The organism is Glaciecola petra, from assembly GCF_031846345.1.
GTDB classification, from domain to species: domain Bacteria; phylum Pseudomonadota; class Gammaproteobacteria; order Enterobacterales; family Alteromonadaceae; genus Glaciecola; species Glaciecola petra.
The window spans coordinates 743,050-764,172 of record NZ_JAVRHX010000001.1 but is presented as its reverse complement, the minus strand read 5'-3'; the positions used below and the strand labels follow the sequence as shown (position 1 = coordinate 764,172).

At 38.9% G+C, this 21,123-nt stretch carries 21 protein-coding genes, 1 tRNA gene, 1 other RNA gene and 1 riboswitch; of the genes, 3 read left to right on the top strand and 20 right to left on the bottom strand.

The features are described from left to right. The 10 genes from argS to RM552_RS03370 all read right to left on the bottom strand — a co-directional run bounded on the left by argS (position 1) and on the right by RM552_RS03370 (position 8,932). Positions 1 to 1,734, bottom strand: a complete 1,734-nt coding sequence (gene argS, locus RM552_RS03415) for an arginine--tRNA ligase (RefSeq protein WP_311367385.1) — start codon at positions 1,732 to 1,734, stop codon at positions 1 to 3. A 12-nt stretch (positions 1,735 to 1,746) separates the two neighbouring features. Continuing rightward, positions 1,747 to 3,333, bottom strand: a complete 1,587-nt coding sequence (gene prfC / locus RM552_RS03410) for a peptide chain release factor 3 (protein WP_311367384.1) — start codon at positions 3,331 to 3,333, stop codon at positions 1,747 to 1,749. Positions 3,334 to 3,488: 155 nt separating this feature from the next. Then, the gene (gene rimI, locus RM552_RS03405) at positions 3,489 to 3,944 is read right to left on the bottom strand and encodes a ribosomal protein S18-alanine N-acetyltransferase (protein ID WP_311367383.1); all 456 of its coding nucleotides are present in this window, start codon (positions 3,942 to 3,944) and stop codon (positions 3,489 to 3,491) included. Further along, positions 3,941 to 4,258 (bottom strand): hypothetical protein, encoded by a 318-nt coding sequence (locus RM552_RS03400; protein ID WP_311367382.1) that lies wholly within the window; start codon positions 4,256 to 4,258, stop codon positions 3,941 to 3,943. The genes rimI and RM552_RS03400 overlap by 4 nt, the downstream gene beginning before the upstream one ends. Positions 4,259 to 4,281: 23 nt before the next feature. Continuing rightward, positions 4,282 to 4,358: transfer RNA gene (locus RM552_RS03395), tRNA-Trp, on the bottom strand. A 103-nt stretch (positions 4,359 to 4,461) separates the two neighbouring features. Then, complete coding sequence (locus RM552_RS03390) at positions 4,462 to 5,283, bottom strand: phosphotransferase (protein ID WP_311367381.1); 822 nt, start codon at positions 5,281 to 5,283, stop codon at positions 4,462 to 4,464. Positions 5,284 to 5,286: 3 nt separating this feature from the next. After that, positions 5,287 to 5,913 (bottom strand): nicotinamide riboside transporter PnuC, encoded by a 627-nt coding sequence (pnuC, locus tag RM552_RS03385; protein ID WP_311367380.1) that lies wholly within the window; start codon positions 5,911 to 5,913, stop codon positions 5,287 to 5,289. A 1-nt stretch (position 5,914) separates the two neighbouring features. Next, the gene (locus tag RM552_RS03380) at positions 5,915 to 6,169 is read right to left on the bottom strand and encodes a YkoF family thiamine/hydroxymethylpyrimidine-binding protein (protein WP_311367379.1); all 255 of its coding nucleotides are present in this window, start codon (positions 6,167 to 6,169) and stop codon (positions 5,915 to 5,917) included. Between the two features lie 13 nt (positions 6,170 to 6,182). Beyond that, positions 6,183 to 8,282 (bottom strand): TonB-dependent receptor, encoded by a 2,100-nt coding sequence (locus RM552_RS03375; RefSeq protein ID WP_311367378.1) that lies wholly within the window; start codon positions 8,280 to 8,282, stop codon positions 6,183 to 6,185. A 52-nt stretch (positions 8,283 to 8,334) separates the two neighbouring features. Beyond that, positions 8,335 to 8,453, bottom strand: a riboswitch (TPP riboswitch). 68 nt (positions 8,454 to 8,521) lie between these two features. Further along, on the bottom strand, positions 8,522 to 8,932 hold the full coding sequence (locus RM552_RS03370; RefSeq protein WP_311367377.1) for an acyl-CoA thioesterase: 411 nt from the start codon (positions 8,930 to 8,932) through the stop codon (positions 8,522 to 8,524). A 96-nt stretch (positions 8,933 to 9,028) separates the two neighbouring features. Between RM552_RS03370 and RM552_RS03365 the strand changes: the two genes are divergently transcribed. Then, positions 9,029 to 11,161, top strand: coding sequence for a tRNA(Met) cytidine acetyltransferase TmcA domain-containing protein (locus tag RM552_RS03365; RefSeq protein WP_311367376.1), 2,133 nt, complete (start codon positions 9,029 to 9,031; stop codon positions 11,159 to 11,161). Positions 11,162 to 11,215: 54 nt separating this feature from the next. Here RM552_RS03365 and RM552_RS03360 read toward each other — a convergent pair whose 3' ends face one another. The 6 genes from RM552_RS03360 to RM552_RS03335 are packed head-to-tail and all read right to left on the bottom strand — an operon-like array spanning position 11,216 to position 16,181. Next, positions 11,216 to 12,496 (bottom strand): tetratricopeptide repeat protein, encoded by a 1,281-nt coding sequence (locus RM552_RS03360; protein ID WP_311367375.1) that lies wholly within the window; start codon positions 12,494 to 12,496, stop codon positions 11,216 to 11,218. A gap of 2 nt (positions 12,497 to 12,498) precedes the next feature. Beyond that, on the bottom strand, positions 12,499 to 13,110 hold the full coding sequence (locus RM552_RS03355; RefSeq protein WP_311367374.1) for an energy transducer TonB: 612 nt from the start codon (positions 13,108 to 13,110) through the stop codon (positions 12,499 to 12,501). 2 nt (positions 13,111 to 13,112) lie between these two features. After that, entirely contained in the window at positions 13,113 to 13,514 is a 402-nt protein-coding gene (locus RM552_RS03350; protein ID WP_311367373.1) for an ExbD/TolR family protein, read from the bottom strand. Between the two features lie 11 nt (positions 13,515 to 13,525). Next, the gene (locus tag RM552_RS03345) at positions 13,526 to 14,050 is read right to left on the bottom strand and encodes a MotA/TolQ/ExbB proton channel family protein (protein WP_311367372.1); all 525 of its coding nucleotides are present in this window, start codon (positions 14,048 to 14,050) and stop codon (positions 13,526 to 13,528) included. Between the two features lies 1 nt (position 14,051). Continuing rightward, the gene (locus RM552_RS03340) at positions 14,052 to 15,410 is read right to left on the bottom strand and encodes a MotA/TolQ/ExbB proton channel family protein (protein WP_311367371.1); all 1,359 of its coding nucleotides are present in this window, start codon (positions 15,408 to 15,410) and stop codon (positions 14,052 to 14,054) included. A gap of 6 nt (positions 15,411 to 15,416) precedes the next feature. Further along, on the bottom strand, positions 15,417 to 16,181 hold the full coding sequence (locus tag RM552_RS03335; RefSeq protein WP_311367370.1) for a DUF3450 domain-containing protein: 765 nt from the start codon (positions 16,179 to 16,181) through the stop codon (positions 15,417 to 15,419). Between the two features lie 335 nt (positions 16,182 to 16,516). Between RM552_RS03335 and RM552_RS03330 the strand changes: the two genes are divergently transcribed. Beyond that, positions 16,517 to 16,792, top strand: coding sequence for a late competence development ComFB family protein (locus RM552_RS03330; protein ID WP_311367369.1), 276 nt, complete (start codon positions 16,517 to 16,519; stop codon positions 16,790 to 16,792). An 11-nt stretch (positions 16,793 to 16,803) separates the two neighbouring features. On the opposite strand, the gene ffs is transcribed toward RM552_RS03330, so the two are convergent. Then, positions 16,804 to 16,900: signal recognition particle sRNA small type (gene ffs / locus RM552_RS03325), an RNA gene on the bottom strand. Between the two features lie 85 nt (positions 16,901 to 16,985). Beyond that, positions 16,986 to 18,041 carry a Glu/Leu/Phe/Val family dehydrogenase gene (locus tag RM552_RS03320; protein WP_311367368.1) on the bottom strand — a complete coding sequence of 352 codons (1,056 nt, stop codon included), beginning with the start codon at positions 18,039 to 18,041 and terminating at the stop codon, positions 16,986 to 16,988. Between the two features lie 257 nt (positions 18,042 to 18,298). On the opposite strand from RM552_RS03320, the gene RM552_RS03315 reads away from it, so the two are divergent. Continuing rightward, positions 18,299 to 18,757 carry an Lrp/AsnC family transcriptional regulator gene (locus RM552_RS03315; protein ID WP_311367367.1) on the top strand — a complete coding sequence of 153 codons (459 nt, stop codon included), beginning with the start codon at positions 18,299 to 18,301 and terminating at the stop codon, positions 18,755 to 18,757. A gap of 11 nt (positions 18,758 to 18,768) precedes the next feature. Here the strand turns inward: RM552_RS03315 and maiA are convergent, their stop codons facing one another. Both maiA and tyrR read right to left on the bottom strand, forming a co-directional pair. After that, positions 18,769 to 19,422: a maleylacetoacetate isomerase gene (gene maiA, locus RM552_RS03310; protein WP_311367366.1), complete on the bottom strand. Its 654-nt coding sequence runs from the start codon at positions 19,420 to 19,422 to the stop codon at positions 18,769 to 18,771. A gap of 78 nt (positions 19,423 to 19,500) precedes the next feature. Further along, the gene (tyrR, locus tag RM552_RS03305; RefSeq protein WP_311367365.1) at positions 19,501 to 21,057 is read right to left on the bottom strand and encodes a transcriptional regulator TyrR; all 1,557 of its coding nucleotides are present in this window, start codon (positions 21,055 to 21,057) and stop codon (positions 19,501 to 19,503) included. Between the last annotated feature and the right edge of the window lie 66 nt (positions 21,058 to 21,123).

The window sequence follows — 21,123 nt, the reverse complement described above, 5'->3', positions numbered from 1 at the left end:
CTACATTTTATCCATAGTTTCAATGCCTAATATTGTTAAGCCCTTGCCAAGAGTTTTGTTTGTGAGTAAACATAACTGTAATCGAGTTTCTTTATCACGTTCACTCACGCCTGCCATCAATATAGGACATGCTTCGTAAAAACGCATAAATAATGCTGCTAATTCATACAAATAGGTACACAATACGTGTGGAGTTGCATCTTTCGCCATAATTTCTAGGGCATCTTGAAATTGCAGAGCGTGTAAAGCTAGTGACTTTTCTAGTTCGTGATCAATATTTACTTGAAACTCAGTGTGATTTAAATCGAGTCCTGCTTTGACGAATATGCTTCTAGTTCTAGTAAACGCATATTGAATATAAGGAGCCGTATTTCCTTCAAAACTAAGCATGGTATCCCAATCAAACACATAATCAGTGGTTCTATTTTTGCTTAAATCTGCATACTTAACCGCACCAATTCCTAACTTTGTTTTCATGCTTTCAATTTGTATTTCAGACAAACTACTTTCTCTATTTAACAACAATTTCTCTGCACGCTCTACAGCTTCATCTAGCAAATCGACTAGCTTGACTGTTCCACCCGTTCTTGTTTTAAAAGGCTTATTGTCTTTGCCCAACATCATGCCGAATGGACAATGTTGGTACTCCTGTTCAGCTTTTATATATGCCGCTTTTCGAGCAACAATTTCAGTCTGTTTGAAATGCAAGGCTTGACGAGCATCAGTAAAAATCAAAGTTCTATCTGCGCCTAAATAACCCGATCTGTGCCTAACTGCAGCTAAATCCGTTGTGGAATATAAATATCCGCCACCGGATTTTTGTACAATGTATACCGCTGGCTTGCCATTTTTATCGGCTAATTCAGGTAAAAACACTACCTGAGCACCTTGGTCTTCTTGAGCAATACCTTTTTCTTTTAGGTCTGCAATCACATTGGCTAAATCGTGGTTATATGCACTTTCACCCATAACATCATCGCGCGTAAGACTCACGTTTAATTTTTTATAAACATCTTCAGAATGAGCAATAGAAATATCAATAAAGCTTTGCCACAATTGCAAACATTGTTCATCTCCTCCCTGGAGTTTGACGACATATTCGCGTGCTTTATCAGCAAAACCGGTTTCTTCATCAAACCTAACTTTTGCCTCTCTATAAAAATCTTCTAAATCACTCAGTGCTGATTCAGCAACTTCATTTTTTGCCAATTTGTCTTGCAAATGTGCAAGCAACATACCAAATTGGGTGCCCCAATCGCCCATATGATTTTGGCGAATCACTTTATGTCCCAAAAATTCTAAGCTTTTGACCACCGCATCACCAATAATGGTGGAACGTAAATGTCCAACGTGCATTTCTTTGGCTAAATTGGGAGCGGAATAATCTACCACTATGGTTTGCTCGACTTTTTTCTGTATATTTAATCGCGCGTCGGTCAACGCTAACATCGTTTGCTCTGACAACCATTTATTACTGAGAAAAATATTAATAAATCCTGGTCCAGCAACTTCTAGTTTCTCGGCAATACCGTCTAACTCTACCGTCCCTAAAATTTGTTGAGCGATATCTCGCGGATTTTGTTTCAATTTCTTAGCCAGACCCATAGCGCCATTAAATTGATAATCACCAAAGCCAGCTCGGGTGTTTTTTGCCAATGGCACGGCGGCATCTGCAAAGCCAAGACTGTTAAGCGCTTCTGCAAATTTAGAAATAAGCTTTTGTTGTATGTGCATGATGTTTATCTTTTATTGTTCGCGCGTAGCGGCAAATTTAATATCAGGATGGCGTTCTTGTGCTAAGCTGAGGTTAACCATTGTCGGGGCTATATAGGTAAGATTATCGCCGCCATCATAGGCCAAATTCATTTCAGACTTACGTTTAAACTCATCAACCTTTTTGTCATCCCCGTAAACCCAACGAGCTGTGCTCACATTTACGTGCTCGTAAATCGCATCTACGTTATATTCAGCTTTTAAACGAGCAACTACAACATCAAATTGAAGGACTCCTACGGCACCCACAATTAAATCATTATTAACAAGTGGTCTAAATACCTGTACCGCGCCCTCTTCTGCCAATTGTATCAGGCCTTTAAGTAATTGCTTCTGCTTTAAAGGATCTTTGAGTCTAATACGTTTAAATAATTCCGGCGCAAAGTTAGGTATACCGGTAAAGATGTATTTATCACCACTTGTAAAAGTATCACCAATGCGCATTGAACCATGATTATGTAAGCCAATAATATCGCCTGCATAAGCTTCTTCAAGTAATGCACGGTCTCCAGCAAGAAATGTTAATGCATCAGATATTCGCACATCTTTACCTATGCGGCTGTGGTGCATTTTCATTCCTTTTTGATATTTTCCAGAAACCACTCTACAAAACGCTATTCTGTCTCTGTGTTTAGGATCCATATTCGCTTGAATTTTAAAAACAAAACCACTGAATTTGTTATCGCTTGCGTTGACAAAGGTGTCTTGGTCGGTTTGTCTACCCAAGGGCGTGGGTGCCCATTCAACAAGACCATCTAACATATGATCAATACCAAAATTGCCCAAAGCTGTTCCAAAGAACACGGGGGATAACTCACCCTTTAAAAATGCTTCTAGCTCAAATTCATGAGATGCACCTTGCACTAATTCAAGCATTTCACGCAGTTCATCTGCATATAAACCAATTGCGTCATCGAGTTCAGGGTTGTCTAAGCCCTTAATAACTCGAGATTCTTGTATAGTGTGCCCCTGACCTGTTTGATATAAAATGGTCTCATCACGTAATAAATGATACACGCCTTTAAACTCTTTACCCATACCAATAGGCCACGTAATAGGTGCGCATTTTATTTTTAATACGCTTTCGACCTCATCTAATAAATCAATAGGGTCGCGTGTATCTCGGTCTAGTTTATTCATCAAAGTAATAATAGGAGTATCACGAAGGCGAGTGACTTCCATTAATTTAATCGTTCGATCTTCAACCCCTTTTGCCGCATCAATTACCATCAAACAAGAATCAACAGCCGTAAGCGTTCGATAAGTATCTTCTGAGAAATCTTCGTGTCCGGGAGTATCTAGTAAGTTCACTAAATGCTCTTGATAAGGAAATTGCATAACAGAGGTTGTAACCGATATTCCCCGTTCTTTCTCCATCTCCATCCAATCTGATTTGGCATGCTGGCCTGACTTTTTACCTTTTACCGTGCCTGCGGTTTGCAATGCGCGTCCAAACAACAGCACTTTTTCTGTGACCGTGGTTTTACCGGCGTCAGGATGCGAAATTATTGCAAATGTTCTTCGCTTATTAATTTCTTCGAGAAAATTGCCATCGCTCATCGTTTTTAAAACCTTATTAACCCAATTATTTGCCAATTATTTAACGCTACCCGCTAGCATTACGCTAAATCGGAATTTGCTATCCAAAAGTAAAGCGCCGTATTCTACCGAAAATTAGATTTTTATGCTCTGATAAATTTTGACTCTGTCAAAAATCATGATTCTCTTAACATGACTAACGCATCTTCTTTTTGATTGTCTTGTACATCGTAATAATTTTTTCTCATGCCAATTTGACGAAATCCAAATCGCTGATAAAGTGAAATTGCATGTGAATTATTACTATTTACCTCCAATAGTATTCGCTTTATTTGCTTAGTTTCTAGTGTGGATATTAACTCAGACAGTAATGAAGATGCATAACCTAAGCGCCTATATTGTTTACAAACGCTAATATCGTCAATCTCGGCTTCGTCAAGGCTTATACGCGCTAACAAATAGCCGCATAGTTGGGTTTTAGTATCCACAACATCAATTGATATCAGTGACACATCGGCCATGAATGCACTCTTGAAGGTAGCTAGTTGCCAAGCACGATATCGATGTTCACAAAATAGCCTATAGGCTTCTTCAAGTAACTCTGGTTTTTGTCTTGCGTGGTAAATCTTCACTTGCTCAAATGTTTAATTGTTTGCCATACCTGCCGCTTAAAATCACTTTCCGATAATAGGGTGGTATCAGGGAGCTGTAATTGTTTGTCATCTAAGTTAAGTGAAATTGATGAATGACCAAAACTAAGAGAAAATATCGAAACACGCTCTCCAGTGGAGTCTTTTGATATCGACAAATAAGTATCTAACAGACTTAAAACATCATCCAACCAACGAAAATCAATAACGTTTAATGTTTTATGTAGTGAATACAGATCTATGCCCATGTGTTGCAATTGAGCAATATGTTGACTGTTAATATCAAGCTCAGACACACTAACCTCGATCAAGTAAATGTTGGCAGGGGTGGAGGGATTCGAACCCCCAACCGTCGGTTTTGGAGACCGCTGTTCTACCAATTCGAACTACACCCCTACGCTGGACATGCATTATAACCATCCGACTCAATAAATAAAGTGATTTCATTACTGCATCCATACCCTTTTTCAATTTTCGCACAGCGCAGCGTGTAATTGCTTTACTCGATACCTAAAGATTGATGCCAAAGATAGTTAGTAAACGCAACCACATCTTTTACACGAAACACATTCTGTTCGACTTGAGAGGCTTTCAAGTTACTTAAATGTGCATATGAATGGCATAATTCTATTAGGGTTTTATCGTCAAAATCATTAATACTCGCACAATTTGCGATATCAAAATATCGGCAGCCTTTTGCAGCATACTCCCAATCGTAAAAAGGTCCTTGGGGAGAAACTACATGATCTAAATGCAGGTCGTTATGACATAGGACAAAATCCGATTCGTGGTGTTTTAAAAGATCCTGCCATGTTAGTTTCATTTGTTTGTATTGAGCACATAAATCGTCAGATGGACTATCAATTTGCTGCCAATAAACCTCCCAATGTTGCAATAACGGTAATACAGGCACCGAAACAAAGGACGAATGAATATTATGCAAAGATTCTGCTAGCATATCTATTTTATTGCTAAGATCCAGTTTGTTAGATCCAGTATGCGCGCGAGACAACCACTCTTCACAATATATACGTTTATTTTGGCTCAGATAAATTGGCTTTGGCGCTAAGCCCAAAATCGCTAACTCTTCTTGTAATTTAAATATACCCGTCCTATCAACAGGAACACTCTCTATGTCACTGAAGACCTTCAATAAGATAGTTTTTTGAGTTGTTTTTAACTTAAAAGCCTGATTGAGCGCCCCTGAATTTAAAAGCGTGGTTTCAACTTCGTTAGTCTTACACTCAATCACATCATGCAGTCTTAACTGATGCAAGATTTGTTTAAACACCTTTGAACCCAAGCTAATATTCGTTTTCATACTTTAATTGATGTTGCTAAATTGACTCTCCTTTACGATGTTACAATAAGTTTGCCGCCACTGCACCCAAGCCCTTATGGCGATAATAATATAAACTATCATCAAGAGCATTGAAACGTACAAAGCATTTTCATTAAACAAGACCAGACTCGCTATATTAATTATTGTCCAGTAAATCCAACATTCAAGTATTTTCTTAACGGTTAGCCAAGTGGTCATCAAAGAGAAAACACTTATGCTAATGTCGAGCCAAACTAATTGATATGTGAACCAGTATATTGTGGCGAAATAAAACAGAATGGAAATGCCTATTCCCAAGCCTGAGAAAATCAAATGATGCTTTAAAGTAAACTTTGATATGACGGTTTTGTCTTCACCTTGTTTTTGCCAAGAGATAAAGCCATAGACTGCCATTCCCATGTAGTAAATATTGAGTAACATTTGATAAAAAACAGACACTTCCCAAAATACATAAGAATATAAAGCCGTGCTGATTAAGCCAGCTGGCCAACACCAAATAGACTCTTCAGACGCTAGCCAAATATAAGCAACAGCAAAAATAAATGCGAATACTTCGAAGATACTCTGCTGCTGCCATTGTGTGAGAAATAACTGCCAAATCTCGTTCAAGTTAGCTTAAATCCATATTATTTGCATTGAGGAATTTACATACAAAAATAGCTTGGCCTAATTCGTCAAATGTTTTTTTCATTTCTATGCGCATTGTTTCTATTAGATGATCATACTCACCACTTACTATGGTGCTTGTGTGCGACGTGGAAACAAATAAAGCTTTGTCTTCATTTAAGCGGTCAATAAACGCTTTTATATATTTCACATAATCTTCATTTAACGGATACAAGGATATTTCGACGGCTAGTTTCATTGTTTAACTTCTCCTATTCCCAAGTGTAAGTGACGCTTAGGCCGATTTGTCTTTGTTGTCCAAATTGATAATAAGGCTCAGTAAATGCATATTCGTCTCTTGGGTCATTACTAAATCCACCAAAGCCTCTTGTAAATTGTTGCCGATCAAATATATTCTTCACCCATAGCTGTACTTTATAGCTATCTTTTTGCCAATTAAGTTCTGTATTAACGATTGTGGTAAAAGGCGCTCTTTCATCATGACCATCTGAAAATCCAAAATCATCTTTCATATCCATATCGACGTACCAAGATAGCTTGTCGTTTATTTGCCAAATAGAAGATAAAAAGCCTGTATAATAAGGTGCTTGTGCTTGTTGACGGCGCTGTGTAACCGAACCATCTACTTTTGTGTAATCATCAAAATGTGCATCTAAATAACCCAAATTTGCTTGCACCAGCCATGCATCGTTAATATCCCAGGTAGCACTAAACTCTATACCTTGGTTTATTCCTGAACCCGCATTCCCTATCACATCTGCAAATGAAGTCACCACACTGCCGTCGTCTGTCTCACGTGTAAACACAGCAAAATCACTCACTTGAGCATCATCTCTTCGCATGTGAAAAACAGTGAAGGTATAAAATAAATTTTCAGCTTGTGTTTTTAATCCTAGCTCTAAACTGTTATTAAACTCTGGGGCAAAAATCCGATTGGCGCTATCAAGTCTTTGGTCAATATTAAAGCCACCAGCTTTGTAGCCTCGAGAAGCTTTAGCATAAATAAAACTATTACTTAGTTTGTATTCAAGTGACGCTGATGCCGCGATTAGAGTATCGTCTATATCTGCAACAAAACCTTCAGCATCTGCAAACTCTGCATCGAATTTTTCTAAACGAGCCGCTGTACGAAGCGCTAAATCTTTATTCAACGCAAATGTTACTTGCCCATAAACAGCACTATTTGTTGGGTTATATTGACTACTGTAGTCTCCTTCGTTAAATGTATAAACACGCAAGAGATCTTCTTTATGTTGATTAAAATTAGCACCTACTAAATAAGCTAAGCTGTCGTTAGTCGATTGGATATTGGCTAATTTCACATCAACGCTGCGCCGTGTTATTTCGCGCTGATAACGATCAAAAGATGAATATTCAAAAGGATGAAAGCCTACAAATGTCCAATCTTCATCGTAGCCGTAGTCTGTATCGGCCTGAATACTCGACATAGTCATTTGCAACTTATGTGCAGAAAAATCGTGAGAATACTTAACACTAGCTGCTTGCGCATCGAGTTTATCGAAACCAGGCTCGTCAGAACGTGTTATGTTATCGTTATCTAATGAGAATGCATCATAGCCATTATTAATATCAAAGTGATATAAATTAAGTGCTAACAAACTTTTTTCAGATAACTCAATATCAAACTTTGCTGTCGCACTTAACTCATCTATACCATTAGTATCCTCTCTGTTTAAGAAAGAGTTCTCGACAAAGCCATCGCTTTTAGTAGATTGAATATTAAAGCGGCCATTCACTGATTGCGTCAGGGAATTTGAATAAACACCGGCTAAACGTGATTCATTAAATTGACCATAACTTGCACTTATTTGAGCAAACTCTTCTTCGCTGGCTTTGTTGCTAACAAGCTTAACAATACCAGCTAAACTATTCATACCTGTCGCCACAGACTGTGGACCGGATAAGATTTCAACTTGCTGTAAATCGAACACTGTGGCTAATCCGCCAATACCAGAAATATCAATATCATCTAACAAAATACCTACCGACGGATTGATCGGCTCAGCAAACTGAGAACGTTCTCCAATCCCTCTTATTTGTACAAATTTCCCACGAGATGCACCGGAGCTAAAATTCAAGTTTGGCACTAACGAAACTAGGTCTTGTAAATGTCTTGCTTGTCGTTTTTCAATTACATCGAAACTGAGTACAGTCGCTGCGATCGGTAATGTTGATAAATCGCCTTGATTTAAGTCAGCAGTGACGACAATTCTTTCAATGTCATCTGATGATTCATTGTTGTCTTGGAAAGAAAAACTAAAAAAAGCGAACAAAGTTAATATGCTGAATAAAAAGTACTTTGATGTGCTGAAAGGTATTTTATATTTCATTATGGTTCTCTTCAAAATGTGAAAAGAGCCGGAGTATAGCGACAGGGTATAGGTGTGTTTATTTTACCATTCCTACGCCGGTACTAACCGGATCAGGTGAATAAGGGTTCTTAATAGTCTCAGCGCATTTTGTTAATGATTACATTAACCAGCGCACCCCTTGGTTTATTGTTGTTAAAACAACTCAGCGATCATACCAACATTACAAACAGTTGCAATGAGTTGTTGGGCTTTACTCTTTATATATTCAAAGAGGCTAATTCTTGTGCAGTTTGTTCAACTAACATTTCTTGTGTTTTACCGTGAGGGACAGGTTGGCGACTTACAGGGTCAACCGCAACAAACACAATGTCATCAGCAAAACATATAGTTGTTTTAGTTGCTTTATTTCTAACCAAGCAACTGACTGTAATTGAGCTTGTGCCAACCCTTTTTGTAGCCAATCCAAACTCTACTATATCGCCTTTTCCCGCCGGTGATTCGAATGATATTTCGCCGATGTGTTTGGTGACTAAACAGTTTGTTTCCAATTGACAAATTGCATAAATGGCAGCCTCTTCATCTATCCATTGCAAGGCTCTTCCACCAAATAGTCCATTGGCATAATTTAAGTCACTGGGCATTACCAAACGACGTGATAAAAAACGCATGATTGTCTCCTAGCTTTTAGCTAACAAAGAAAACTAAAGTGTGTGAAGGTATAATATGCCACTATAGATTAATTAAATATAAAAGGTTGTTAGATTTTGGCGGAAAATTTACCTAACAATAATGCGATTCAAAGTCTCCAGCAAGGACTTGAGGCTTTCAACGAGTGGTTGAATGTGCGTAGCACGCTAGCTTGTCATCGTCAGATAGTCACGTTATCGGTAAATGCTAAGCATATTTTCGACTGTCTGCAAGTGTTAGATAAGCACTATAATCAGATATTGTACGTTGGTAACAGTGAATTTGAATCCCTAGATAATATTGCATCAAAGATAGAGCCCAAACAATATAAAAAGATGCTTGGTCAACAAGTGGACGCATTAATATTTGATGCACGAATGGGTATTAACCTGAATGCATTAATCGCTACCATAGGACTTATCAATCATTCGGGAATATGTTTACTGATATTACCAGAGTCGGATGAGGGGAATTCGGCTAATACCAGCGCTATATCTTTAAGTTTTGGTTATCAAAAGCCTGAATCTTGGTTTAACAAAAAACTGCTTAACGTTCTGAATGAACAAGTCTTAGCAAGTATTAGTCAAGATAACTGGCGTTTTCCACCTAGTCTAATAATTGACATGTCAGAGAATGTTTTGACGGAAGAAATTAATCCATCAACAGAACAACAAAAGGTCATTACATTTTTCAGCAACAATATACACAAAAAAAACACGCTGATTGTAATGGGTGCCAGAGGACGGGGTAAATCAACGTTATTGGGATTTTTGCACGCGCCTGCTACAGAGGCAAATAAACACGTTTATATATGTGCACCATCAAAAACACATGCTAAGCAATTTTATAGCAGTTGCGGAGTTTCAGACAATTATCTTCAAAAAACGACAAGCTTTGTTGCGCCTGAAGATCTTAACGACATTGAAGAAAAAGATGCTGTGCTTTTTATAGATGAAATGGCGTCGATAGCCCCCAATTTTTTAAAAAATGTGATTACACAGAATATGCCAATCGTTATGACTGGCACTAATATAGGTTATGAGGGCAGTGCAAAAGGTTTTGTGCAACGCTTATTACCGAGCATGTTAAGTGAGCCTACAAGTTATGTGTTCACCTTAAACACACCTTTTCGTTGGTACAAAGAAGACCCATTAGAATCATTTACTAATACTTTATTAGCAAACGACTTCGAGTGTACAGACCAAAAATTAATAAATACCACCAAAGAAGGCCATCATTTTTATCTTTTGGATAAATCCATATTAATAAATGAATCAAACATATATGAACAAGTTTTTGGTTTATTGAATTTGTCGCACTATCAAACCCATCCAAATGATATTGTGCGCATGCTGGACTCACCTGATCACCAGATATTTGTATGTGCCGATACAGACACTAACAACATACTTGCAGTAGCATGTATTATTGTCGAAGGGATTAGCGACGATAAAGTATTAGCTGAAAATATCAGTAAAGGTAAACGACGAGTACAAGGCCAGATGACACCACAAACCTTGTCTTATTACACTTTTAGTCCTCAATATTGTGATTATCAATATTATAGAATTAGCAGAATTACAGTAAGCACCGAGGCAAGAAGACAAGGTATAGGTAGCCAATTATTGTTGACTATTAAGTCCTATGCACTATTGAACGGTGTTAGTTTTTTAAGTACTTCTTTTGGCTTTACTAGTGAGCTATTTACGTTTTGGCAACAGAACAAATTTACTTTAGCAAAAATCGGACAACGAGTTGACAGTGCAAGTGGGACGAGAAGCATTATGATGTTAGCCAGTGTAAGAGATACAAGCTCATATCCGAAACAGTTGTTAAATATGCGCTTGTTAATGGACATTAAATTTCTTCGGGTTATTAAACCACATATAAGTGAAACGCTTGAGGAACTTGAAAAACATATACCCAATACTAACAACAATGACCTAGCCCTATATGCAAAGCAAATCTGTCTTTTGTATCTTGATTCCAACATGAATTTTAAACAACTAGCATTTGCTATTTTTTATTATGCGACCAGTTTAAGTTCAGAGCCTTCTAATCTTATTGACTTACAAAACGATACACCTGCACTATTAACGCTATGTCTGGCGCTAATACAGAAAAACCTTTCGAAAAAACATAAGATAGCCTTAGAATCCAAATTAAAAATAGTATTAAAGCAGCAAATTAATAAACTGAATGATAGATAATATATTTAGACATAAAAAAACCCGCGAAAGCGGGCTTTTAATATAAAGCTTATACTACAGTTTAATGCCTCTAGCATCTGCTTTTTGCTTGATATAAGGCAACCAAGCGCGAGCACTTCGACGAAGCTGTGGATCTTTAATCGCTTCTTTAGCATGGACATTTGCAGCTCTAAACCGGCCTGCGTAAAAATTTGCTTCCATTAACGAATAGTGAGTTTTACCTTCTTCTGCACCATTGTCTAGCGCTTTGGTTAGCGCTCCAATTGCGCTCACATAATCCTCAGATTGCATCAACATTACACCTTGTTTCCTGAAATACTCAGGATCAGGGTCCTTAGCTCCAGCCTGTCCGTAATATTTAGCTGCTTCTTTAGTTTCACGAGCTGCCAGATATACATTAGCTAAAGTAGCTAAATCTTTTGCGCCATTATCTAAAAGCCCAGTGTCCATATATTTCTTCTGCAGTTCGGCAGATTTTATTGGTATTTCCTTTTGAGCGTATAATTGAGCAAGGGCTCTAATCTCGTTTTTCTTAGATAAAAAACCTTGGTCATAAGCAACCGACATTGTTGCTAACGCACTGTCGAAATCCTCAACCAACATATATAAGAAACCAAGCCTTGCCCACCATTCACCCTCTTCAGGCAATAACTCTACCAATATTTCTGCAACCTTAACGGCGTCGTTATAACGTTTCGTTTCATGGTATGCACCCAACTTCAACACATAAGGTCTTTTATCAATTTCTTCATTAACTCTAATAGAATTGTCTGCTTGAGCAATAGCCTCGTCATACTTCTTGATATTAAAGTTTGCCTGTGCTGAGCGAAGATAAACCTCAGGAGTTTCTTTGCACGTAAACTCCATCCATTTGTCGTACCAAGAAATTGCTTCTGAGAACTTCTCTTCTTGCAAAGATAGATCACCCATTAATTTGAGCATATCGGCTTGGTCTTTATCGTTAAGCGCATTCCTTTCTGTCGCTCTTTTCAATACAACGTAAGCATCATTCATTTTACCGTCAATAGATATCATCAATTTGCCCATGAACTGTTCGACATAAGCTTGGTCGTACGGTTCTTTTGCCTCTATCTCGCCGAGCATTTCAACTGTTTGAGCAATGCGCGCTTGCTCTTCTATTTCTGGATCTTGATATACTTCGTAAGCTGAATTCAGCTTTTTCCCAGCACGTTCGCCTAACAGCTTCGTTTTCGGCAACTCGTATCCAGGACAATCTATCGGTATTTGTTGCGCATTGACAGTTGTTGTCAGCGTTGCAAGAGTAACCATTCCTATTGATACAAACGTATTTTTGATTGCATTAAATTTTTTCATATCTAACCACCATCTAGAGTGAAATCAAGACGAACTTTCAAACCAGGCTGCCTTTGGGCTACCCCGTCAACTACTTTTGGCTTGTATTTCCACTTGCGTAGCGCACGCTTTGCTTCCCGGTCGAATATACGTTTTGGTTGAGCATCAATCACCTCTACGTCTTCAACTCCACCGACTTCGTTTATTGTAAACGATAACTGCACCCAACCTTCTCGCCCGTCACGCGCAGCTTCAGGTGGATATTTAGGGTCCATTCTGAATATAGGCGTCGCTTCACCATCTTGCATCGCACCAATACCACCAATGTTGACACCTACACCACCGGTATCAATGCTTGGTACTGCCAAACTAAACGCATTCGCGTCTGGTTCAACTACATCAGGCTCAACCAATTCTACTTTTGGCGGCTCCTGAGGAGGCGGCGGTGGTGGCGGTGGCTGCCGCACACGCGTTTGTGTCGCTTCGTCAGGTTGTTGCATTATTATGTCAATTATAGGAGCTGGTGGCGGCTTATCGCCTGGAGCATCAGTATTCTCAACAAGCTTTGCCATTACTACAAAAAGAGCAAACGCAACGCCGGCACCTAAAAATATAGAGATTATCATTCTTAACATAATTAATTGCCCTCAACTGCAACAGCGACTCGATCAATACCAGCAGCTTTTACTTGGTCCATTATCTCGACAACTATACCGTGCTTAGCCTTAGAGTCAGCCTGAATAAAAACTGCATCTGTAGGCTGCTCTAATAATAATTTTTCCAAGTTCGCTCTAACCGCTTCTAATGATATTTCGCGCCTGTCCATCCATACTTTGCCGTCTTCTGTTACTGCGATAAATATGTTGGCGTTTTTAAACTTAACGGCCGTAACGCCCTCAGGTTTGTTTACTTCAATACCCGCTTGCTTAACAAAAACGGTCGTCACTATGAAGAAGATCAACATGATAAACACGATATCAAGCATCGGCGTCATATCAATTGCTGCATCTTCTCCTTCTTCTCTAACTTTACGTCCCATAACAACCTCGTTTAGTGATGTGGCAAGCTATCAACAAGCTTTTCTTTCAACATTTTAGCTTTAGCTTCAAGACGCGAACTAAAGAATAAACCTGAAAGCGCAGCGACCATACCAGCCATGGTAGGAATGGTTGCCATTGAAATACCAGCTGCCATCAATCTAGGGTTACCAGTTCCTTGGGTGGCCATAGTTTCAAACACCCCTATCATTCCAGTAACAGTTCCTAATAATCCTATTAGAGGACACATTGCAACTAAAGTTCTGATAATTAACAATCTAGCATTTAATCCATCAGAAGCCTGTGAAATCCATTGGTCACGGATTCGATGCGCATACCAAGAGGTAGTGTCGGTTCGTGCATCCCAGTCAGAAATAATTTTCTTTCTCACTGTTGGAAACACGGACGTCAAGTACCAGAAGCGCTCAATCATTAATACCCACATTAAGAAGAGCGCAGCAGCGACGAAATAAAGTACGTCACCACCGGTTGCGATGAATTCCCTGACGGATTCCCATAATCCGATTAGGAATAACATATTATGCTTGCTCCGACTCTGCGTGCGCGGCAACAATACCGGCAGTTTGCTCATCTAAAATATGAACAATAGACTTAGCGCGACCAGCTACAATGCTGTGCATAAGGATTAACGGAAGTGCCGCAATAATACCTTGAGCCGTGGTCACAAGTGCCATTGAGATTGAACCAGCCATTATTCTTGGGTCGCCCGTACCAAACAAAGTAATTTGTTGGAAGGTCATTATCATACCCAGTACAGTACCTAGTAGACCAAGTAGAGGCGCTATCGCAGCAAAAATCTTGATGATATTGATGCCCGATTCAACACTTGGTAATTCTTTGAGTATCGCTTCATCTAATTTAAGTTCGAGAGACTCAACATCAGCTGATTTATTAGCACTGTAAACCGTTAAAATACGACCGAGTGGGTTGGTATTAGATGGGTTATCAATATTGTTCAACTGGCCACGCATTTTACCGCCAACCAAAGTAAGCTGAATAATTTTGAACAAGCCAATTAATAAACCAATTGTCAACATACCCGTAATGATATATCCCACGATACCACCAGCATGATAGCGTTCTTCTAAGGTTGCTTTTTGCTTAAACAAGTTAAGTATTGCACCACGAGAAGGGTCAACATAAACTGCCGTAGTACCACTAGTTAAACCACGCAAGTCAGCTGTTGATGAAACTTGATAGCTTTCTGGTTGGCGTCCAAGTGGCTGAATGGTTTTTTCTTCATCGTTATAAACTAAATAACCTTCTTCACCCACTAGGTTAAATGTACCAATCCTTACGACTTCTTGAGACGTGACGCCACCTTCCAAATCTACTACATCTGCAGTAAATTTAGCGATTTGCCCAGAAGCAGTCATCTCTGTTTGCAAAGATATCCATAACTCTTCTAACTCACGTATGTTAGGTAAGCCTTTTGTGTCCTGTGACATCTCAGCCAAAAATGCTTCACGGCCTGGCATCTGAGCACTCACAATTGATGTTGAAATACGGCCATAAGCATCTGCTGATGCCTGACGAACAACACCAAACATTTCACCTAAAGTACCTGAAGCTTGGTCAAGCTCAACTTCTTTATCGATAATAGTTTGCTCGTTATTTGTGAATGAAGCTTGCAAACGGTCACCGCGTTGTTCTTCGGCACGCAATTGAGCTTGCGCTCTGCGCAACAATGCTTGCTTGTCAGCGCGAGCATCGAGAAACTCTCTTTCTCGCTCTTGATTAATACTAGCCTCAGAAACCCGGTTATTTTTTACTTGGTCTAATAACTCTTGTAAGGTCGCTGGTGCTTGTGCATTTGCAAACCCTGCCGTCAACGTAACGGAAGCAGTCGCGATTAGTGCTTTTATAGTTGTTTTCATTAATCTTTACTCCGCTGCTCTAATTGGAATTTCTACTAAATCTTCAGGCACCAAACCTTGTGCCATGCGGACAGCTTGAATGGTAGAGTCTAAAAACTCATCACCTAATTGTTGCCATGAACGTGAGTCATTATCCCACACCCATGCGTTTTCTTGGTCTAAACTAAGCGCAACAAGTGCTGCTCGTCCAAGGTTAAAGAAGTCAACAGAAACTTGTGTGCCACTCGCATCTATCGTACCTGTGTAAGACTGAATACGTGTACCATATTCGTTTTCAATAGAATATGCGTCTAGTACCTGACGAAATTGTTCAGACACCGTAACGCTAGAGTTACCCATAAGGTCTCTAAGACGCTCAACGCGGTCTAAACGTTCCTGAAGATTGATCGGAATATCAAGATTAATGAATTGTTCCAAACTATCAATCATTCTTCCCATCAAAGGTACGATATTTTGTTTTGTTTCTTCGATAGAATCGATTTGCGATTGCAAAGAGTCGATTACTCGTTGTTGGTCTGCAACCAACCCGGCAAGATAATCATTATATATTTTCAAGTTTTCGGTTTGATCGATAACACCGCGATATTCGACTAGCAGCTCTTGTGACTGTTCGAAAAGACCATTGATCTTTTCTTGCGACTTATTAGCTGCCACCTGAATTTTTTGCGCTTCTTTTTGCACATCTGCTAGCGGACCAGCAAAGGCAATACTTGACGAAGCTAGTGCGATAGCACCAACCACGCAAGATGCGATTTGAGTTCTCTTGCTCATTTTGGACATATTCCCAACCATTATTTTTCTGTTAACAAAGCTTATACAAAGCTCATAAGGGTTTATTTTGATTTATATTCTAATATTTATGCCCTACTAAAGTTGGACACACTTCTAAATATTCACAGGATGTTGCATAAATGTCAAGAAACTAGACAAAGTCAAAGCGAAAAAATTCTTGTTGCTCAACACATATTATCGATAAACGTAAAAGGCAAATATTTTATTCAGATTTTTGAGTTCGTTTTTTATCGAAAAAATTAAATTTTTAGCAGTTTTTGTCGATGATTATCTATGAGTAAGCGAATTACAAAATAGCGAAGAAAAATCACATTATGAAATTAGACGACGACATACATAACTACTATGAACACATGGTCTTAGAACATATAGAAGAACTTGGATTGCCCAAAACTAAAAGTGCTGACTATTTAGCTGATTTAACTTGCTTATCTCTTAATCAACTTTCACCTAGGTATATTAGATACGAAGTTGACATGGCGTTTTATTTGCCAAATTCTGAGCGCCAACAAATGCGCATGAATGTGATTCATGCCATCCAAACTGGGGTGGATTTTTTGGACGAGCATTCAGATTCAAATAAAAAATAGAAATTGGTGGCAAACTCCAGCCACATCCCGGCACATGAGTCCCTTAGTACGGCTGCTCCCTTCCGGGCCTGACCGGGTTTCCAAGCTATCATTGCGAGAGAACCAGAGTTTACCATTGAAAAAATGACTAGGGTTACCGCTAGTCAAATTGCAGGCGCATTATGACCTTTTAAAATTCAGTATGCAACAGGGCTTAAGCAGAATATAAGATTTTTTCTGCCTTCATATTAGCCACGGTTTGGGTAGGTATACCAGTGCTGCTAGATTCCTCTAATACTGCTCTGACTGTGTTCGATATGCCTGCTACTCGTTCACACAAACCGACATTGCTTCCATTCTTTATTGATTGATAGTGTATGTCGATGATACCGCCAGCATTCGCAAGGTAATCAGGTACATAACAAATACCTTTTTCCAATAAAAGTCTATCCATCTCATTTGTCGCTAATTGATTGTTTGCGGCACCGGCGATAATACTTGCTCCCAATGAAGTGATCGTATTTTCGTTAATTGCACCGCCTAATGCGCACGGCGAGAATATATCTACATCTAGTTTATGAATATCGCTATTGCTGACTATGGTTGCACCAAATTGCTTTTCAGCAATCAAAAGGTTGTCGTCGAAAATATCTGACACCATTAATTCACAACCCGCTTCATGAAGCAATTTTGCCAGACGCAAACCCACGTGACCAACCCCCTGAATGGCCACTTTCTTGCCGGTCAAATCGGAATTGAACACATGTTCAACGGCTACTTGGATACTATGAAAAACACCAAGAGAAGTTGCGGGAGCTGGGTTTCCATCTGCAGGTAGACCATCGATTGAATATTGTGCTGTATTGCCACCCGCAAACTTTGTCTTTTTTGCCATTTGATTCACGTCAGCAACAGAAATGCCAGAATCTTCTGCGATAATATATTTGCCATCACAAGAATTCACAAACTTACCCATTGCTTGCATCAGTGCGTGAGACTTATCTGTTTTTGGATCGCCAATAATAACTGCCTTACCGCCGCCCTGTGGTAAACCTGCCATAGCAGCTTTATAAGACATTCCAGAAGATAAACGCAACACGTCAGCCAAAGCAGCATGACTATTTGCATAGGGAAACATCCGACACCCACCCACACTAGGCCCTAAATTGGTATTATGCACAGCAATAATTGCCTTTAGGCCTGTTGAAGCATCGTTAATAAACGAAATACTTTCATGCTTGTCATAATCGGGGTGGTCAAAGATACTCATTTACTTCCTAAACAAATCATAATCACTTTTGTAGATGTTACTAGATTGAGGTGAGGACAAGTTTTGCGATTGAAGAATTTCTTTACCTTATATTTTTTAAATAGATAGGTAATAATTTCGTATTTATAGGATAATCATCCTATAATATGAACAATTTTAAAACTGTACGTAATATTTCATGTCAATACTGCATATTATAACAACTCAATAATATTCAAAATGAAATACACATACTATTTATGTTGAACAGATAAACTATGAAATTAGATAAATTTGATCGTGAAATTCTTAGAGTCATGCAAAAAGATGCAACAGTTTCAATGGCAGAGCTGAGCCAGTATGTGGGACTGTCACATACACCCTGTTGGCGCAGAGTAAAACGCATGGAAGCAGAGGGTATAATTCGTCAAAAAGTGACCTTGTTGGACGCTAAAAAATTAAGTTTAGGGGTGTCAGTCTTTATTTATGTTACCTTGAAAAATCATGATGGTGATTCTCTCACTAAATTTGAAACGGCAGTCCAAGAAATTGACGAAATTATAGAATGTCATACTACCAGCGGTGACAAAGACTATTTATTAAAGGTAATGGTGCGTAGCATCGAAGAGTATGAATTATTACTCAAGTCAAAATTAACATGCTTGCCACTGGTTGATCATTTAAGCTCTACTTTTGCTCTCAAACAGGTAAAAAATACTACCGAACTGCCAATATAGCATTAAGGTTATTAGCTTGCGTCAATTTGATTCTCTGGCGCGGCCTCCACAAAAGCAGGTAACTTTTGGCAATTTTCTGATATTTTTTTGAGTATGGGATAATGATCCATTTTCACACCGAATCTAAGTGCATTGTAGACTTGTGGCACCAAACAAACATCTGCGAGACTAAGCTCGTAACCAAAACAATATTTGCCCGACCGAGTCGCCAAACGTTTTTCTAAAGCATTAAAACCAGATTCTATAAACGACTTAGCCCAATAGTTAACTTGCTCATTTTCTGCTTTCAGCTCGTCGCGAAGTTTATGCAATACTCGTAAGTTAGCCAAAGGTTGTATGTCACAAGCGATGTCGTGTGCTAGCATTCTAACTCTTGCTCTATCAAGCTTGTGTTTAGGAAGAAGGGTTTGTTCACCTGGGTACACTTCATCGAGATATTCGATAATAGCCAATGACTGATTTAAGGTTATGTCTTTATCTTGATCAACGAGTGTCGGCACGAGCATTGCAGGATTCAATAATTGATAATTTGCTGACTTTTGTTGCCCGCCATCTTTAACCAAGTGAATGGGAACGTATTCGTAATCTATGTGTTTTAAATTTAATGCTATTCTGACCCGATAGCTGGCTGAAGAGCGCCAATACCCATACAATTGTATACTCACTATTCCTACCCTACATCCACTAAAGCATTTAACACTCAATTAAGCATAGCGACAAAAATGATGTAGGGCAAATTCCCCTTATTGCATCCTGACAGAATGCTTCGAGATGCCGTATTCACGCAATTTATTCGCAATAGCCGTATGACTCAAACCTAATTTTTTGGCTAATTGTCGAGTACTTGGATAAGACGGATACAAGCGCTTTAGCATGTCTTTTTCAAATCGTTTGACTTCTTGCTCGAGTGTACCGTCAAAATTCTCGTCGATGTAAGTCACGCTAGCACTGCAGTTGGGTAGTTTTATTGCTTCTTTTGTAATTTCGTTGCCATCAATTAAAGAGATTGCTCTGTAAAGAGCATTTTTTAATTGACGTATATTGCCAGGCCATGGATAAGATTCAATATAGTCGATGCATGGTTTACTCAATTTTGGCGCTTGAATCCCTAGCTTTTTTGAATGTTGTAGTACTAATTTATTTGCTAAGGACACAATATCTGCTTTGCGTTCTCGTAATGGTGGTATTGCAAGACCAAGTACATTTAACCGATAATATAAATCCTCTCTGAATTTACCATTTTGAACAGCTTCCGCGAGATCCTTACAAGATGTGCAAATTATTCGGCAGTCTATATATTTAACTCGACTATCACCCACTTGATGATAGGTTCCATATTCGAGCACTCGCAACAATTTTGCTTGCAAAGACATAGACATTTCAGATACTTCGTCAAATAAAATGGTGCCGCCTGCTGCTTGTTCAAATAACCCAGCTTTACCAACTGCTTTTTCAAACCCACCATCCGCATATCCAAATAGTTCAGTTTCTGCCACGTCGTCTGGCAATGAAGCACAGTTTAAAGTCACAAATTCGCCATCACTACGTGCACTATTTTCATGACAAGCTCTAGCTATTTGTTCTTTACCCGAGCCTGTATCACCGGTAATAAGAATATTGCCGTCTAATTCAGACATTCTTTTAGCTTCTCTGATAACTCGTCTCATCGCGGTTGAATTAGCATCAAAACTGTCAAAACTGCCTGAATAGGTGCTTCTTAGGGCATGAATTTGAGCCCCTAGTCTTACTTCTGATTTTAATAGAATAACTGCACCCGCCAACACGTTAGTTTCGCTATCGGGTATATTAACCGGGAGCATATCGGCAATATAATCTTGTTGTAAAAATTGTACTTTTTGAGTTTGCGCTTCAACTTTTTTAGCACTCAGCCATTTAATAAAATTAAACCCCGATATTAGTTCCTCAATGTTGATATCAAGTTGTTGGTCGGTCTGTAATTCAAGGCTTGATGTCACCACATCATTATAAAGTACTACTTTTCCGTTAACATCTATCGAAAAAACAGGATCTGGTAAGGTCTGAAGTATTGCATGCAACTGATTGCGTTCACGTTGTATTGGCATGAATGGTGTTGTTTTTACATCCACTATGCCGTCTACTCGTCTTAATTGGGGCATGAGATGTTGAAAGTCGCTAAATTCGATTGTGGGAAAGTCCAAGAAAATTTTCCCAGTTTCATCAATTTCTATTCCTCGCAAATCGATGTCATACTCATTTAATATATCAAGTACAGCTTGCGTTATGCCCTTTCGATCTTTACAACTTATTTCTAAACGCATTTGCCTTAACTCCAATTACTTATATGACCACCACGCCTTACTGCACCTGCTTTTGTGTATAACTAT

Excerpts from the sequence above, each read along its gene's own strand:
- argS (WP_311367385.1), bottom strand. The coding sequence starts at position 1,734 with ATGCACATACAACAAAAGCTTATTTCTAAATTTGCAGAAGCGCTTAAC.
- prfC (WP_311367384.1), bottom strand. The coding sequence starts at position 3,333 with ATGAGCGATGGCAATTTTCTCGAAGAAATTAATAAGCGAAGAACATTT.
- RM552_RS03390 (WP_311367381.1), bottom strand. The coding sequence starts at position 5,283 with ATGAAAACGAATATTAGCTTGGGTTCAAAGGTGTTTAAACAAATCTTG.
- RM552_RS03380 (WP_311367379.1), bottom strand. The coding sequence starts at position 6,169 with ATGAAACTAGCCGTCGAAATATCCTTGTATCCGTTAAATGAAGATTAT.
- RM552_RS03375 (WP_311367378.1), bottom strand. The coding sequence starts at position 8,282 with ATGAAATATAAAATACCTTTCAGCACATCAAAGTACTTTTTATTCAGC.
- RM552_RS03370 (WP_311367377.1), bottom strand. The coding sequence starts at position 8,932 with ATGCGTTTTTTATCACGTCGTTTGGTAATGCCCAGTGACTTAAATTAT.
- RM552_RS03360 (WP_311367375.1), bottom strand. The coding sequence starts at position 12,496 with ATGAAAAAATTTAATGCAATCAAAAATACGTTTGTATCAATAGGAATG.
- RM552_RS03355 (WP_311367374.1), bottom strand. The coding sequence starts at position 13,110 with ATGTTAAGAATGATAATCTCTATATTTTTAGGTGCCGGCGTTGCGTTT.
- RM552_RS03350 (WP_311367373.1), bottom strand. The coding sequence starts at position 13,514 with ATGGGACGTAAAGTTAGAGAAGAAGGAGAAGATGCAGCAATTGATATG.
- RM552_RS03345 (WP_311367372.1), bottom strand. The coding sequence starts at position 14,050 with ATGTTATTCCTAATCGGATTATGGGAATCCGTCAGGGAATTCATCGCA.
- RM552_RS03340 (WP_311367371.1), bottom strand. The coding sequence starts at position 15,410 with ATGAAAACAACTATAAAAGCACTAATCGCGACTGCTTCCGTTACGTTG.
- RM552_RS03335 (WP_311367370.1), bottom strand. The coding sequence starts at position 16,181 with ATGAGCAAGAGAACTCAAATCGCATCTTGCGTGGTTGGTGCTATCGCA.
- RM552_RS03330 (WP_311367369.1), top strand. The coding sequence starts at position 16,517 with ATGAAATTAGACGACGACATACATAACTACTATGAACACATGGTCTTA.
- RM552_RS03320 (WP_311367368.1), bottom strand. The coding sequence starts at position 18,041 with ATGAGTATCTTTGACCACCCCGATTATGACAAGCATGAAAGTATTTCG.
- RM552_RS03315 (WP_311367367.1), top strand. The coding sequence starts at position 18,299 with ATGAAATTAGATAAATTTGATCGTGAAATTCTTAGAGTCATGCAAAAA.
- tyrR (WP_311367365.1), bottom strand. The coding sequence starts at position 21,057 with ATGCGTTTAGAAATAAGTTGTAAAGATCGAAAGGGCATAACGCAAGCT.